General features: G+C 55.8%; 11 protein-coding genes. 3 read left to right on the top strand and 8 right to left on the bottom strand.

The genetic code is table 11. The annotated features are described in order from the left end of the window. Window positions 1-101 precede the first annotated feature (101 nt). Complete coding sequence (locus ABVF61_RS20355) at window positions 102-1,634, bottom strand: Do family serine endopeptidase (protein WP_353995358.1); 1,533 nt, start codon at window positions 1,632-1,634, stop codon at window positions 102-104. Window positions 1,635-1,886: 252 nt separating this feature from the next. Further along, window positions 1,887-2,558, bottom strand: coding sequence for a glutathione S-transferase (locus ABVF61_RS20350; RefSeq protein ID WP_353995357.1), 672 nt, complete (start codon window positions 2,556-2,558; stop codon window positions 1,887-1,889). 128 nt (window positions 2,559-2,686) lie between these two features. On the opposite strand from ABVF61_RS20350, the gene ABVF61_RS20345 reads away from it, so the two are divergent. Both ABVF61_RS20345 and ABVF61_RS20340 read left to right on the top strand, forming a co-directional pair. Further along, window positions 2,687-3,685, top strand: a complete 999-nt coding sequence (locus ABVF61_RS20345; RefSeq protein WP_353995356.1) for a DUF2336 domain-containing protein — start codon at window positions 2,687-2,689, stop codon at window positions 3,683-3,685. A 653-nt stretch (window positions 3,686-4,338) separates the two neighbouring features. Further along, complete coding sequence (locus ABVF61_RS20340; RefSeq protein ID WP_353995355.1) at window positions 4,339-5,433, top strand: DUF2336 domain-containing protein; 1,095 nt, start codon at window positions 4,339-4,341, stop codon at window positions 5,431-5,433. 24 nt (window positions 5,434-5,457) lie between these two features. On the opposite strand, the gene ABVF61_RS20335 is transcribed toward ABVF61_RS20340, so the two are convergent. The 6 genes from ABVF61_RS20335 to ABVF61_RS20310 form a co-directional block, all read right to left on the bottom strand. Beyond that, window positions 5,458-6,696 carry a bifunctional alpha/beta hydrolase/OsmC family protein gene (locus ABVF61_RS20335; RefSeq protein WP_353995354.1) on the bottom strand — a complete coding sequence of 413 codons (1,239 nt, stop codon included), beginning with the start codon at window positions 6,694-6,696 and terminating at the stop codon, window positions 5,458-5,460. A 232-nt stretch (window positions 6,697-6,928) separates the two neighbouring features. Further along, a complete protein-coding gene (locus ABVF61_RS20330; RefSeq protein ID WP_353995353.1) occupies window positions 6,929-7,705 on the bottom strand; it encodes an ABC transporter ATP-binding protein in 777 nt (258 codons plus the stop codon). Then, on the bottom strand, window positions 7,702-8,598 hold the full coding sequence (locus ABVF61_RS20325) for an ABC transporter ATP-binding protein (RefSeq protein WP_353995352.1): 897 nt from the start codon (window positions 8,596-8,598) through the stop codon (window positions 7,702-7,704). The genes ABVF61_RS20330 and ABVF61_RS20325 overlap by 4 nt, the downstream gene beginning before the upstream one ends. Window positions 8,599-8,600: 2 nt before the next feature. Further along, a complete protein-coding gene (locus ABVF61_RS20320) occupies window positions 8,601-9,527 on the bottom strand; it encodes an ABC transporter permease (RefSeq protein WP_353995351.1) in 927 nt (308 codons plus the stop codon). Next, window positions 9,527-10,585, bottom strand: a complete 1,059-nt coding sequence (locus ABVF61_RS20315) for an ABC transporter permease (protein WP_502949984.1) — start codon at window positions 10,583-10,585, stop codon at window positions 9,527-9,529. Before ABVF61_RS20315 ends, ABVF61_RS20320 begins: the two co-directional genes overlap by 1 nt. 131 nt (window positions 10,586-10,716) lie before the next feature. After that, entirely contained in the window at window positions 10,717-12,315 is a 1,599-nt protein-coding gene (locus ABVF61_RS20310) for an ABC transporter substrate-binding protein (RefSeq protein WP_353995350.1), read from the bottom strand. Between the two features lie 214 nt (window positions 12,316-12,529). Here ABVF61_RS20310 and ABVF61_RS20305 point away from each other — a divergent pair, with 214 nt between their 5' ends. After that, on the top strand, window positions 12,530-13,468 hold the full coding sequence (locus ABVF61_RS20305) for a LysR family transcriptional regulator (protein WP_353995349.1): 939 nt from the start codon (window positions 12,530-12,532) through the stop codon (window positions 13,466-13,468). The last annotated feature ends 61 nt before the right edge of the window (window positions 13,469-13,529 follow it).

Genomic DNA, 13,529 nt, shown 5'->3' with positions numbered 1-13,529 from the left:
CGGGCGAAACCCATGGCGAAGACCGGCCCGTCGGGGGTTGGGGGCAGAGGGCAAGCCGGTCCCGCCAGTCAGGTTCCGGTTCAAATCGAACCGGTTCCTGATCAGGCCAGGTTCATGGGCAGTGCCACGAACCGGGTTGTGTTGTCGGTCTCGATCCGGAAGAGAACTGCCTTGCGGCCATCGTTTTCCGCCTTTTCGAGCGCTTTGAGGACATCGTCTGCAGTCTCGACCTTCATGCCGGCGACCTCGAGGATGACATCACCTGTCGCGAGCCGCTTTTCAGCTGCAGGTCCGTCAGGATCGATTTCCGCAATGACAACGCCATCTCCTTCAAGGCCGGCTTCAGCCTTGGTTGTGACAACCAGTCCGAGATCATCAAGGGTGGTCTTTGTGTCATCGACCGGCGGCTCCACAGCTTCCGAAACCTGCTGTTGTTCCTGCAGGCGTCCGAGCGTCACGGAGATGTCCTGCTCCTTGCCGTCGCGCCAGATCGTGACGTCGACCTTGGTGTCCGGCTCATACGCGGCGACAATCTTGGACAGGTCGCGCGGACCTTCCACATTGGTGCCGTCGACGGCCAGAATGGTGTCGCCCGAGCGCAGGCCAGCCTTCTCAGCCGGGCTGTTTTCCTGCGCTTCCGCGACGATTGCGCCGCGGGCCTCATCAAGGCCAAGGCTTTCCGCGATGTCATCGGTCACGTTCTGGATCTGAACGCCGAGCCAGCCACGAACGACTTTGCCGTCGTTTTTCAGCTCCATAATGACATCTTGCGCGGTCGAAGCCGGGATTGCGAAAGCAATGCCGACATTGCCACCGGACGGCGAGAATATCGCCGCATTCACACCAATTACCTCACCGTTCATGTTGAAGGCGGGTCCACCCGAGTTGCCCCGGTTTACAGGCGCGTCGATCTGGATGAAATCGTCGTACGGACCCGCGCCGATGTCGCGGCCGCGGGCGGACACGATACCGGCGGTCACCGAACCGCCAAGGCCGAACGGATTTCCGATCGCAACCGTCCATTCACCGACGTTCGGTGCATCGTCGGCGAAGTCCACATAAGTGAAATCTTCACCGCTTTCGACTTTCAGAAGCGCAAGATCCGTGCGCTTGTCGGAGCCGATGAGGGTCGCGTTGTATTCGTCACCGTTCTTGTCGATCACGGTGAACTCTGTGCCACGGTCGATGACGTGGTGATTTGTAACGACAAAACCATCTTTAGAGATAAAGAAGCCGGAACCCTGAGACATGCCATACTGGCGCGGCGAACGGCGTTCGTTGCGGCCTTCTTCACCACCACGGCCGCCGAAGTCACGGAAAAAGCGTTCGAACGGATGGCCGTCCGGCATGCCCTTGAAGAATTCTTCGAAACCGTTGCCACCGTTGAAATTCATCATGCGCGGCTCGGCGGCCTGCTTCACGCGAACGCTCACAACCGCAGGGCTCACAGTGCGGACAACATCAGAAAAGTCTGCGGGTGCCGCAGCATCGACCCGAACGGGTTCGGCCTGCGCCATTTGGCTCGGCACGAGTGTCTGTACGGTTAAAGCACCGGCAGCGCCAAGTGCGACAACTCCTGCCAGCAATTTGGCGCGGCGGGACCGCAAAGGAGAGACTGACCCACGATTTTCCATATTTTCTTCCTCTGTCGACTTAACTATTGGAGGCCGTAAATGAAGCACGCAGGGACCTGCGCTTCTGGCTCACGGAAGAAGGTAGGTAAGTCAGCCTTACCGTTGCCTGTCGGGGGAGTTACATTTTCGTAACGTTCATTTCTGACAAGGTTGTCAGAGCAACAAGAAGACCGAAAAAACCGGCCTTAAACTTTGTTTTTGTTGAATAATTTTAATCGCGCTCTGAAGCGCGCTTTTCCAAAAAACAGGACGTTAAATCGGGTGTACAACTTCGGTTTCAGGTGGGAAAAAGGTCGCTTCGTCCCCCGCCCGCCACGGTTTCCACTTCGGCATCACACTTTGAAACCTGTTCGACGCCTCGAACGACTCGAGCCACGTTTTCAGGTTCTGCCAGTTCTGTGCATCAAACCAGGGACGATCCGAATTCGCGAACTGGCGAACGAAGGGAAGGATTGCAAAGTCCGCGATAGTCGCGTGACCGCCAAAGAGCCAACCACCAGGCTTGAGCCGCGTGTCCAACTCGACAAGGAAACGCGACGCCGCCGAGCGTTCCTTTTCGCGCTGAGCGTCCGGATAACGTGTACTGTATTTGTATCGGTCAAGGTGTGTCTTGAACGGTCCGTCGCATTCAGCAATCAATGTGAGCATCTGTGCCGTCCCACCCCGATCCGGCTGCAACCAGTTTTCGGGGTCTGCTAGCTCCAATGCCCACTGCATGATTTCCAGGCTCTCGTCCAGAACCCCGCTATCCAGTTTCAGACACGGTACCGTCGCCGTCGGCGATGTATTGAGAAAATCGGGGGCCTTGTCCCGAAGGACGATTTCACGCAGCTCGACAACCTGTCCGCTTGCCGCGATCGCAAGCCTTGCTCGGATCGCGTAGGGGCAGCGGCGGAAGGAATACAGGATCGGACAGACACTCATTCCTGTCCATTGACGCAAGTCCCGACAAAGGTCAACTGTGCGCTTTGGTTGTATTTTGTCTATCTGAAGCTCTGATTTTCACGGGATGTAAAGGATATGCCCCGATACTCAATGCATAGGGTATCGATATGTCTCAATCACTGCTTCAACTTGCCAAGGACAGTTCTTCAGAAAAGAAACATCAGCTCGCCGAGCATGTGACGGGACTGCTCACGTCGCGTTCTGAAGAAGATAGCTCTCAAGAAACCGATCTGCTGAACAATATGCTTGAAGGGGTTTATGACGCACTCGCCCCCGAAGCCCGACAGAAAATGTCGGAGCAGCTTGCGGATGTGAAAGTGACCTCATCGAAGCTGGCGGCAACGATGGCCAAAGACGAGCTGTCCATTGCACATGCAATACTTGAGCGTTCCAGATCCATCTCCGAAGATGAACTGATCGAAATCGCGCAGACAAAAGACCAGGGTCACCTGCTGGCAATGGCCAAGCGTGACCACGTCAGCAAGAGACTTTCCAAGCAGTTGATCGAGCGCGGCGGGAAAGAAGTCAAAAAGACTCTGGCCACAAATCTTGGCGCCGAACTTGAGATGCCGGTTTTTGAGGATCTGGTAAAGGAGATCCCGAAGCAACTTGGTGACCGGATGCGTCACCTTCGTAAATCCAACGAAGAGCTTATTGAGGACCTGTTCCGGGAAGACGGAGAAATCGCCTCGGGCCCGAAACTCGAGAAAAAGCCGTCAAAAATCAGCCCGAAGGCCTGGCTCGCCGGTATCCGTCTTGGCAAGACCAATCTGAACAAGGCCGTCTATCAACTGTGCATTGAACACAATCTTTTGGACATTGTCGGTCTTCTGTCGGTGTTTTCAGACCTTGAGATGAAATACGTTCACAACCTCATGGTCCGCTTTGACGCGACCGGGATTGCCAGCGTATGCCGAGCCAGCGGTATAGGCGCGCGCGAGTTTCAGGCAATCTGCAAAGAGCGCTGCAAGCACCTGAAATTTCCTGAAAGCACGGGCAGCAAGTGGCTCACCAACTACCACATGCTGGATGACACGGACGCGCGGCGGCTAATCGCCGTCATGAAGGTCAAACTGAGCGGTCAGGCAACAGAGCGGGCTGCTTAACGCTACAAAGCAAGTCTTTTTCGCTGCTTACAGCTTCGCGGAACCTCGGACCGTCTCCAGACCTGTTCGACAGCAGCAATGGCTCCTGGAAGTCAAAATATTTTTTAATAAAACCAAATAAATCTTCCTATTTCAGAGCAAAAAACAAGAACGACATAATGCCTGAGATAAGAATATGCACCCCAAGAAATGTCGCAGAATTTCTTGAGATATGGGCAATACCGTTGCTCGATGATATCGCCATCGAAAGAAAAGACGAGAGAGTGTTCTGGTTGGGAGGCATGTCGAATATGTTGTTGCAGCATATCTCGGACGTGGAGAGGTGGAAAAAGCAAAATAGGTCATGGAGACCGCATTTGGCGCTGCGTTCTTATAAGCCTTTCATCGATAAATTTGGAAAGACCGGTGAGCTTTGAGTTCTGACTGCGACACCAGTTCTCCATAAACCCCACCGTTGAGCGAAGCACTAACGGTTGTGCCGTTTCCCGCGGTTGAACATCTCAATCTCAAAAGAAGAATAGTACCGAATACAGGGTGTTCGCCATGCACATTCATGGAAGCGAAATTGCTTTGAACGTGGCACTTTTTTGGATTTTTCTTCTTCACTTTATCCTCTTGTAAACTGTCTCCATAGTATTGTCGGAACCAAATGAATGGATGGATCCGACATGCTCAATGATCTTCTCAACCAAGCTCAGGACAGCTCACCTGAAAAACGCCACAAGCTGGTTGAACATGTCACCGACCTTTTTGTGACCGGTGCGGAAAGCTACCAGACGGAAGAGATCTCGCTTTTCAACGCGGTTCTTGAGCGCATGCTTCCCACCATGGAGCATGATCAGAAGAAAGACGTCTCCGAGCGCCTGGCGCCAGTCGACTCGACGTCTCACAAGATCGCTTACGAGCTGGCCAGCGACGAGATTGACGTCGCGCGGCCGATGCTGACATCCTCCAACGCTCTGAATTCCGACGACATCCTGCGCCTTGCCAAGACGATGGGCCAAGGCCATTTGCTGGCGATTTCGCAACGCGATCATCTCGAAGCCAAGGTCACCGACGTTCTGCTTGAACGCGGCGAAAGCCCGGTAAAAAGGTCCGTTGCCGCAAACTCCGGAGCCGAGCTTTCCGATTGGGGCGGACGCCTTCTGGTGAAGCTCGCTGAGCGGGACGACAAAATCCGTGATGCGATGATCGAGCGTTCTGACGTTTCAGAGGACGACTACGAAAAACTGATCTCCCAGATGCCTGAAGTACAGCAGGCCAAGATCCGGAAAATGCGCGAGGAGAACGAGCAGCTGGTTCTGTCGCTCTTCCACGAGGCCAGCAAGGTTGTGGCGAGTACGAAACTTGAGCGCAAGAATAGCAGGATCAACGTTAAGGTTGCCCTGAAGGACATTCGCGAAGGCCGCGGCTCCATCAACCAGGCAATGACCCAGCTTTCCCTTTCCAACAACCTGTTCGATATCTGCTTCCTGCTCGCACAGTTGGCAGGGCTGGACCAGAAATACGTCACGAATGTCATGGTGCGTTACGACGCGACAGGTGTGGCCGTCCTGTGTAAGGCCATGGGCGTCGACAAAAACGGTTACACGGCCTTGTGCCGGGCACGGGCGACCAACAACAAGCAGCCGCAGACGACTGTCCAGAACTGGATAAACGATTATCAGGAACTCACGGAAAAGGACGCACGCAGGCTGCTGTCGTTCATGAAGATCCGTTTGAGCACGCTGGAAGAGCAGGCCGCCTGACCGGCCGCCTGCACACCCAATTCGCTACTCAGCTTCGATCTCCCGCGTCACCACGGTGGCGCTTGCCTCAAGCGTGCGATGCACCGGGCACTTGTCCGCAATTTCAAGCATTCTCTGGCGCGTCGCACTGTCCAGGTTTCCTTCCAGCGTGATAAGCCGTTCGAACCTGTCGATTTTGCCACCGCGCTCCTTCTGATCATCCGTACACTCTTCACAGTCAGACGCATGAACCTTGTCATGCAGGACCCGTGTGCCGATCCGGTCGACGTTGAGCCCCTTCCGGTCCGCGTACATGCGCAAGGTCATGACCGTGCAGGCGCCCAGAGCTGTGGAGAGGAATTCATAAGGGGACGGTCCGCTGTCAAAGCCGCCGAAGTCCACAGGTTCGTCCGCAATCATGCGGTGGTGTCCGACGGCTACCATCGACTGGAATTTCCCCTGCCCGGTCTCCACCACTTCAACGCCTTCCTTGGCCGCCTCAGATGCGGCCTTGGCTTCGGTATCCAGATAGCCGCTTACCCAGCCTGCAATCACCCTTGAGGCATAGATCGCGTCTTCGCTGCGCGTCAGGAGGTGATCGGCCTTGTCGAGCGAAACGAAGCTCTTGGGGTGTTTCGCTGCAACAAAGATGTTGGTCGCATTGTCGATGCCGACCGTGTCATCAAGGGGTGCGTGCATCACCAGCAGGGCCTTGCCCAGATTTGCGGCCTTACTGCGCACAGTCTGGGCCTCCAGGTCATCCAGAAATTCCTTGCGGATCGTGAAAGTACGCCCGGCAAGGTCGACATCGCCGGCCCCTTTTTCACGGATCTCGTCAACCGATCCACCAAACTTATGGACAACGTGGTCTGCGTCGGACGGCGCACCTATCGTAACGACAGCACGTGCCTCCGGAATGTCCGCGGCAACCGACAGCACGGCCGCCCCCCCGAGTGAATGTCCGATCAGAAGCTGAGGTGCTTCATAGTTCTTTCTGAGGAAATCTGCCGCAAGCTTGAGGTCTTCGACATTGGAGGAAAAACCGGTTGAGGAAAAATCGCCCCCGCTGCCGCCAAGACCGGTGAAATCAAAGCGCAGGACTGCAATGCCCTCGGCGCTGAGCGCGCCAGCGATATGACGGGCCGCCGGAATATCCTTGGAACAGGTAAAACAATGCGCAAAGAGCGCAAAGGCGCGAATCTTGCCGGCTGGCAGATCGAGGCGTGCAGCCAGTTTGGCGCCGTGAGCCCCATCAAATTCCAGTTTCAAAGGTCGATTTGCCATGGTTCAGCCCTCCAGCTCTTCATCGCGCCTGAGATAAGCACGAACGCGTGTCTTGCAAATCACGGCAAGGTGTGAGCGCTGTGATGAACGCCGAGACGCGACAGCGGCCAACACATAGCCAGTTCCGCCCGACTTTGCCGTTGTTGTTCCAAAGATTGATTGAAGAAATTGTCGGGCGCGTACGCGTCCGAGCGCCCGGCAACATTTTTCGAGCGCCAAGAACCGGAAGCTGTCAGGCAAATTCCTTGAATGTCGCAAGTGCCTGCCGGTCATATCCCTGGGACGCTGTCCAGAGCTGTCTCGTATACTCGTGCTCGACGTTTCCGGTTCGCATCTGTTCTTCGCTCATCTCCTCAACAATCTCTCCGCGATTCATGACCGCGATCCTGCTGCAAAGATGGCCGACAACTGCGAGATCATGGCTGACCATGATGTAGGTCAGTCCGTGGGATTTTCGCAGGGCCGAGAGCAGATTGAGGATTTCCGCCTGCACGGAAACATCAAGCGCGCTTGTCGGTTCATCCAGCAAGATGACCCTCGGCTCGAGAATGAGCGCGCGCGCGATCGCCACACGTTGACGCTGTCCGCCGGACAGCTGGTGCGGATACCGGAAACGAAACTCCGGACCAAGCCCGACTTCGGTCAGGATCTTCAAGACGCGGTCCTCACGGTTTTTCAGGCCGTGAATAACAAGTGGCTCACTCAGCGTGTCGTCGATTGTCCGGCGCGGATGCAAAGATCCATACGGGTCCTGGAAAACCATTTGCATATGTTTTCTGGATGCGACCGACCGTTTGCTTTGCAGTGGTTCATCATTGATACGGATGGTGCCTGTCCAGTGCGAATAGATCCCCACCATGGCCCTTAGAACCGTTGACTTCCCGGATCCGGATTCGCCCACGATGCCGTAGCTCTCCCCCTCGCCAACGGTCAGATTTGCATTTCTAACGGCCGTAATCTGGGACTTGCCCGTGCCGAATGTGATGCCCAGATCCTGGATCTCGATCATCCCGAAACGCCTCCGGAAAAGCCTTCTTCATTCAGCCAGGCCGGGTCCCGATTCAAGACAGGCAAATCATCATGTCTGCCGTCCAGTTTTGGAAGGCAATTGAGCAGCCCCTTCGTGTAAGGGTGCTGTGCCTTGTCGAGGTGCTTTGCATCGAGCGCTTCCATGATCCTGCCGCCATACATGACCAGAACCCTGTCGCAGAAACTCGATACCAGGTTGAGGTCGTGGCTGATCAGGACAAGTCCCATGCCGCGCTCACGCACCATATCGTCAAGAAGCGACAAGACCTGCATCTGAACGGTAACATCGAGAGCGGATGTCGGCTCATCTGCAATCATAACCTGCGGATTGGTTATCAGCATCATCGCAATCATGATGCGCTGTCCCATGCCACCGGACACCTGGTGGGGATAGAGCGAATAGACCTTCTCAGGTTCGCGGATGCGCACGGTTTCCAGCATCGAAAGCGCCCGTTTTTTCGCTTCCGTGCGTGAGACGTTTTCGTGCCGCCGGCAGGATTCTGCGATCTGACCACCAACTGTCAGGACCGGATTGAGCGAATATTTCGGATCCTGCATGATCATCGAAATGCGGGAGCCCCTGATAGAGCGCATGGTCTTCGCATTGGCCTTCATCAGGTCCATGCCGTCAAACATCATCCTGCTGGCGTCGATCCGGCCGTTTCCGGCGGTAAGGCGCAGAAGCGCCCGTCCCGTCTGTGATTTTCCGGACCCGGATTCACCGACGATTCCCAGACGCTCACGGCCCAGGTCAAAACTGACGCCGCGAACGGCGTGGACGGGACCTTTTGGCGTAGAAAACCTGACATGCAGATCGCGCACCGAAATGAGCGGCGCCTTGGTCTCAAATCCTGTCGTTTCCAGCTTGTTCACCCTCAGTGCCCCCCGGAACTGCGCGGATCCAGCACGTCCCGCAGGCCGTCGCCGAGAAGGTTGAACCCGAGTGACACAACAAGAATGGCGATCCCGGGAATCGTCGGGACCCACCACTGGTCGAGCAGATAGTCACGGCCGGATGCGATCATGGCGCCCCATTCGGCGAGCGGCGGCTGTGCGCCAAGCCCCAGGAAGCCCAGTCCGGCCGCCGTCAGGATAATGCCCGCCATGTCGAGCGTCAGCCGGACAATCGTTGAAGACAGGCACATGGGCATAATGTGCGCAAAAAGGATCCTGATCCGCGACGCCCCCATGATCTGCGCAGCCATGATGTACTCACTGTTGCGAAGGGTCAGCGTTTCGGCGCGGGCAAGTCGCGCGTATGGAGACCACGTCGTCAGCGCAATGGCCAGAACGGCGTTTTCCAGTCCGGGTCCGAGAACCGCCACAAAGGCGAGTGCGAGAATGAGACGCGGAAAGGCGAGGAAGATGTCGGTGATGCGCATCAGTGTCGCATCGACAACGCCGCCCAGAAGACCTGCCGTGGTTCCGATGATCAGGCCGATCGGCATGACAATGATGGACACCAGGAAAATGATGTAAAGCGTGACCCGGGACCCCCAGACTATTCTGGCAAATATGTCCCTGCCGAGTTCATCCGTTCCGAACCAGTGGTCTGCACTTGGCGGGGCCAGGCGGTTTGCTAGATCCTGTGTCGTGCCATCGCCCCCTGCAATCCAAGGTGCGAACAGGGCCACAAAACAGAGGAACAGAACGATCGCCAGTCCGAACATGGCAATCGGATTGCCCTTGAAGGCGAGCCAACCGATGTAAATCCTCTGGCACTTGGCCTGGAACGCATTGCGCGGGGTATCAGCAAGCAACCAGGAGGCTTCAGGCGTCTGACCGAGGCTGGTTTGCGACATCACTTGGCCCTCGGGTCGACGATCCGATAAAGCATATCGGACAGCATGTTGATGAACACAAAGGAGATCCCGACGACAAGCGTCCCACCGATCACCGCGTTCATATCCGCATTGAACAGCGAGTTGGTGATGTATTGGCCGATCCCGGGCCAGGCGAAAACGGTTTCGGTCAAAACCGATCCTTCCAGCAAGCTTGCGTAGGTCAGGCCGATGATCGTGATCAGCTGAACAAGCACGTTCCGGAATGCGTGATACCAGATCACCGTGCCTTCGCGCAGCCCTTTGACGCGCGCCGTCAGGACATATTCCTGATTAAGCTGATCCAGCATAAACGAGCGCGTCATGCGGGCGATATAGGCAAGCGAATAAATTGCAAGCATGGAGGCTGGCAGGATGACGTGGGATAGCGCGTTATGAAAAACGTCCCATTCCCCGGCGATCGCAGCATCGATCATGATGACCCCGGTCACCGGATCGACAATCCCGTCATAGAAGAAATCGATGCGCCCCGGACCGGCAACCCAGTCGAGCTTTGCGTAAAACACCAGGAGTGCGACCATACCGAGCCAGAAGATCGGTATGGAATGGCCCAGCAGCCCGACAACGCGCACCACGTGATCGATCAGCGTGCCCTGCCGGACCGCAGCCAGCACACCGGCAGGGACTCCAATAATCACGCCTACGACCGTCGCGATCGTCGCCAATTCGAGGGTCGCCGGGAAAAAGCGCTTGATGTCCTCCAGAACAGGCTGCCCGGTCATCACCGAACTTCCAAAATCTCCCCGCAGGATATCGCCCAGAAAAATGAGATATTGCTGCCAGATCGGCTTATCGAGGCCGAGCTGGAGATACATTGCATCATAGACTTCCTTGGAGGCCCGGTCACCGACGATGGCAACAACGGGATCGTTGGGCATGATGCGACCGATGATAAACGTGATCGCGGTCAGCCCGATAAAGGTGAGGATCAGCATGAAGATGCCCCCACCGATTTTTCTTGCCACATCCAGATATGGCCTGAAATCCACCGAGCTTTGCGCTGCGGAACTGTCGGTCATTCCGGATGCCCCCGGTTTCAAACCCTGTTTACGTAAAGTCGCGCTTCCCCATCCTGCCGACGGGGAAACGCGTTTCAAGTCTCAGCCGGCCCACGCACCGCAATGGTTCGGCGCGCGCGGCCGTGCGCAGCTTATTTGGAGACCGTCTTGTAAAAGGCCTGATCGGAGGTCACACCATTCACGAAGCCCTTGACGTTCGTCCGTTGGCCGAATGTGCCAATTGCCTGGAACATGATCGTGAAGGGCGAGTCTTCCTGCACCATCTTCTGGAGCTTGGCGTAGATTTCCTCGCGAACTTCCGGATCGGATTCAGCTGCTGCCTGATCGGTCAACTCGGTCAGGCCCTCTGCCGGCCAGGCGTTGCGCCAGGTGAGCTTACCAGTCAGTTTGGCCTCGAAGTTATTGTCCGGATTGTGTGCGAAAGCATCGGCGTTGGAATGCGGATCGGAATAATCCGGACCCCAGCGGGCGACAATCAGCTCGTGCTTGCGTGCACGATATTTCGGCCAGAGGGTCGCGCCATCGGACAGAATGATCTCAGAATCGATCCCGAGTTCCTTCAAACTCGCCTGGACGCTCTGGGCCACTTCGGTGAACGGTGACTTGTTCAGCGTGTCGATCGTAATTTTCGTTCCGGCGTCAAGCCCGGCATCTGCTATCAGCGCCTTCGCCTTGTCCATGTTGTAGCTATAGGGCGTGTCAGTTGCCGCTGCCCACATGCCTGAGGGCCAGAAGTTCTGATGGATCTTGTACTGGCCATCCAGGAAGGACCCGACCATGCCGTCATAGTCGACCATGTATTTCAGCGCTTCGCGGACTTCCGGCTTCGAAAGAACCGGGTGATCCATGTTGCTCGCCAGATACATCAGATATCCCTTGGGATAGCTTTCCGCTGACACGTCCGGGTTCCCCGACAGTCCCTTGAGCTGGTCCGCGGTCAGTTCCATCGCCGCGTCGACATCGCCCTTTTCCAACAGCAGACGCTGTGCGGAAGGTTCTGCCACATGACGGATAACGACACGGTTCATTGCCGGTTTGCCCTGACGATAGTCGTCAAAGGCTTCCAGCATGACCACTTCGTTGGCTTTCCAGGTCTTCAGTTTGTAAGGACCGGACCCTGCCGAGTTGTCCTTCAGCCACGCGTAACCCATGTCACCATCGACTTCGTGCGCCTGCACCTCCTTCATGTCGACGATGGACGCCACGCTTGAAGACAGGAGATTGAGAACGAGCGCCGGCGAGAGGTCCGCGAGGATGTTGATTTCAACTGTGCCCTCGTCAACTGCAACAACGGCCTCATCGACGTTGTCGGCCGTCCAACCAATCTGCTTGATGATGAAAGCAGGTGTCTTGTCCAGTTTCACGGCGCGGCTCAGGGAATAGGCAACGTCCGCTGCCGTCACCGGATTGCCGGAATGAAACGTCAGGCCGGGCCGCAGCTTGACCGTGATTTTCTTGCCGTCTGGAGAGAATTCGTAGGATTCAGCGATGCCGCCGACGAGTTTGGTAAGGTCGTCCGGCTCGAAGAGAAACAGTCTCTCATAAATGTTTGCAACAATCCTGCTGCCCGTGAACTCAAAACACTCGGCGGGGTCCAGCGTGATGGCGTCCGCAGTGTTTCTGGCTATCACAAACGTATCGTCAGGCGTTGCCGCAAGTGCCGGAAAGGCCACGGATGCCGCCAGCACCGTGGCAAGTGAAAGGCTTTTCAGTGGTGTTGTAAATCTCACGATCATTCCCCCTCTGGAACAAAACGGTTGGGATGGTGCCGGACATACCCGGCGGGATCGTGTGCGGTTTCGCTTCGTTTTCTGAGCAAGGTTTCCGCACCTGAAAGAAAAGCTTATATCGATTGCTTGAATTCGACCAACAGCCTTGTTATGCAAATTTTGCATAGTATTTCGCACTGCTCACATTTTTGGCACGCGCCGTGAAGGATAGACGGTGGAAACCAACTGGCTGACGGATTTTCTGGTACTGAGCAAGCTGGGCAATTTCTCCCAGGCAGCGGATGAGCGCAACATCACGCAGTCGGCGTTCAGCAGACGGATAAAGGCGCTTGAGACCTGGCTCGGAACCGAGCTGTTCGATCGAAGCAGTTATCCGGTTTCCCTGACCCAGGAAGGTCAGGTCTTCCATGCGACCGCGCAAAATATCCTTAGGGAACTTGAGCTCAATCGCGTTGAATTTCAACGGCGTAAATCCGGAACGACACCGGACATCAGACTGGCGGCCTCAACGTCCCTGGCACTCAGCTTCGTTCCTGAATGGCTGCATCAGATCAAACAGCATTGCGGCCCGTTTTCCGTGTCCATCGACACCTATGACTTTTATGAAATGATCGAGTTGCTAGGCGACCGCAAGATGGATCTTGTGGTGCTCTATTATAAGCCAGAAGTTCCGGCATTTTTTGAGCATCAGGAGTTCGACGCGATCAAATTAGGCACAGATACTATGCATCTTTGTACTGCATTAGATGCGGATGGACGGCCGGCCTACGATGTCGACCACCCGCCCCAAAACGGACTCGAATACATCGGTTACGGTCAAACGGGATATTTTTCGAAAGTCGAGGATCTGCTTTTCTCGGCCATGACCCCGCAAGATCCGACATTCGTGTGCACTTCGCAAAGCGGGACATGCGAGTTCATGAAACGGCTGGCACTTCTCGACCAGAAAATGCTCTGGCTGCCGGCCTGCAGCGCTTATGACAGTGTTGTAGCCGGTGAGTTCGCCCTGGCGGGCAACGGCAGATACGACACGGAACTGGAGATCTGGGTCTACAAAAAGCGCGAAACGAGGTCGACCCTGATTGAGACTATCTGGACGCTTCTGAAGTCAGATCCGTGCACGAACCATCTGAAGAAGTTTCGGCTTTCGTAAAGTCACTCAAAACAAATCTCACACGACACAACGGACTGATGTCATTGGGCCACTGGCTCGT

It is taken from the genome of Roseibium sp. HPY-6, from assembly GCF_040530035.1.
Classification (GTDB): Bacteria; Pseudomonadota; Alphaproteobacteria; order Rhizobiales; family Stappiaceae; genus Roseibium.
The sequence above is the reverse complement of the archived record's forward strand: the minus strand, read 5'-3'. Positions and strand labels throughout refer to the sequence as shown.

What these genes read in the sequence shown, in the direction of transcription:
- ABVF61_RS20320 (WP_353995351.1), bottom strand. Translation starts at nt 9,527, where the DNA reads ATGTCGCAAACCAGCCTCGGTCAGACGCCTGAAGCCTCCTGGTTGCTT.
- ABVF61_RS20345 (WP_353995356.1), top strand. Translation starts at nt 2,687, where the DNA reads ATGTCTCAATCACTGCTTCAACTTGCCAAGGACAGTTCTTCAGAAAAG.
- ABVF61_RS20335 (WP_353995354.1), bottom strand. Translation starts at nt 6,696, where the DNA reads ATGGCAAATCGACCTTTGAAACTGGAATTTGATGGGGCTCACGGCGCC.
- ABVF61_RS20350 (WP_353995357.1), bottom strand. Translation starts at nt 2,558, where the DNA reads ATGAGTGTCTGTCCGATCCTGTATTCCTTCCGCCGCTGCCCCTACGCG.
- ABVF61_RS20315 (WP_502949984.1), bottom strand. Translation starts at nt 10,585, where the DNA reads ATGACCGACAGTTCCGCAGCGCAAAGCTCGGTGGATTTCAGGCCATAT.
- ABVF61_RS20330 (WP_353995353.1), bottom strand. Translation starts at nt 7,705, where the DNA reads ATGATCGAGATCCAGGATCTGGGCATCACATTCGGCACGGGCAAGTCC.
- ABVF61_RS20355 (WP_353995358.1), bottom strand. Translation starts at nt 1,634, where the DNA reads ATGGAAAATCGTGGGTCAGTCTCTCCTTTGCGGTCCCGCCGCGCCAAA.
- ABVF61_RS20340 (WP_353995355.1), top strand. Translation starts at nt 4,339, where the DNA reads ATGGATGGATCCGACATGCTCAATGATCTTCTCAACCAAGCTCAGGAC.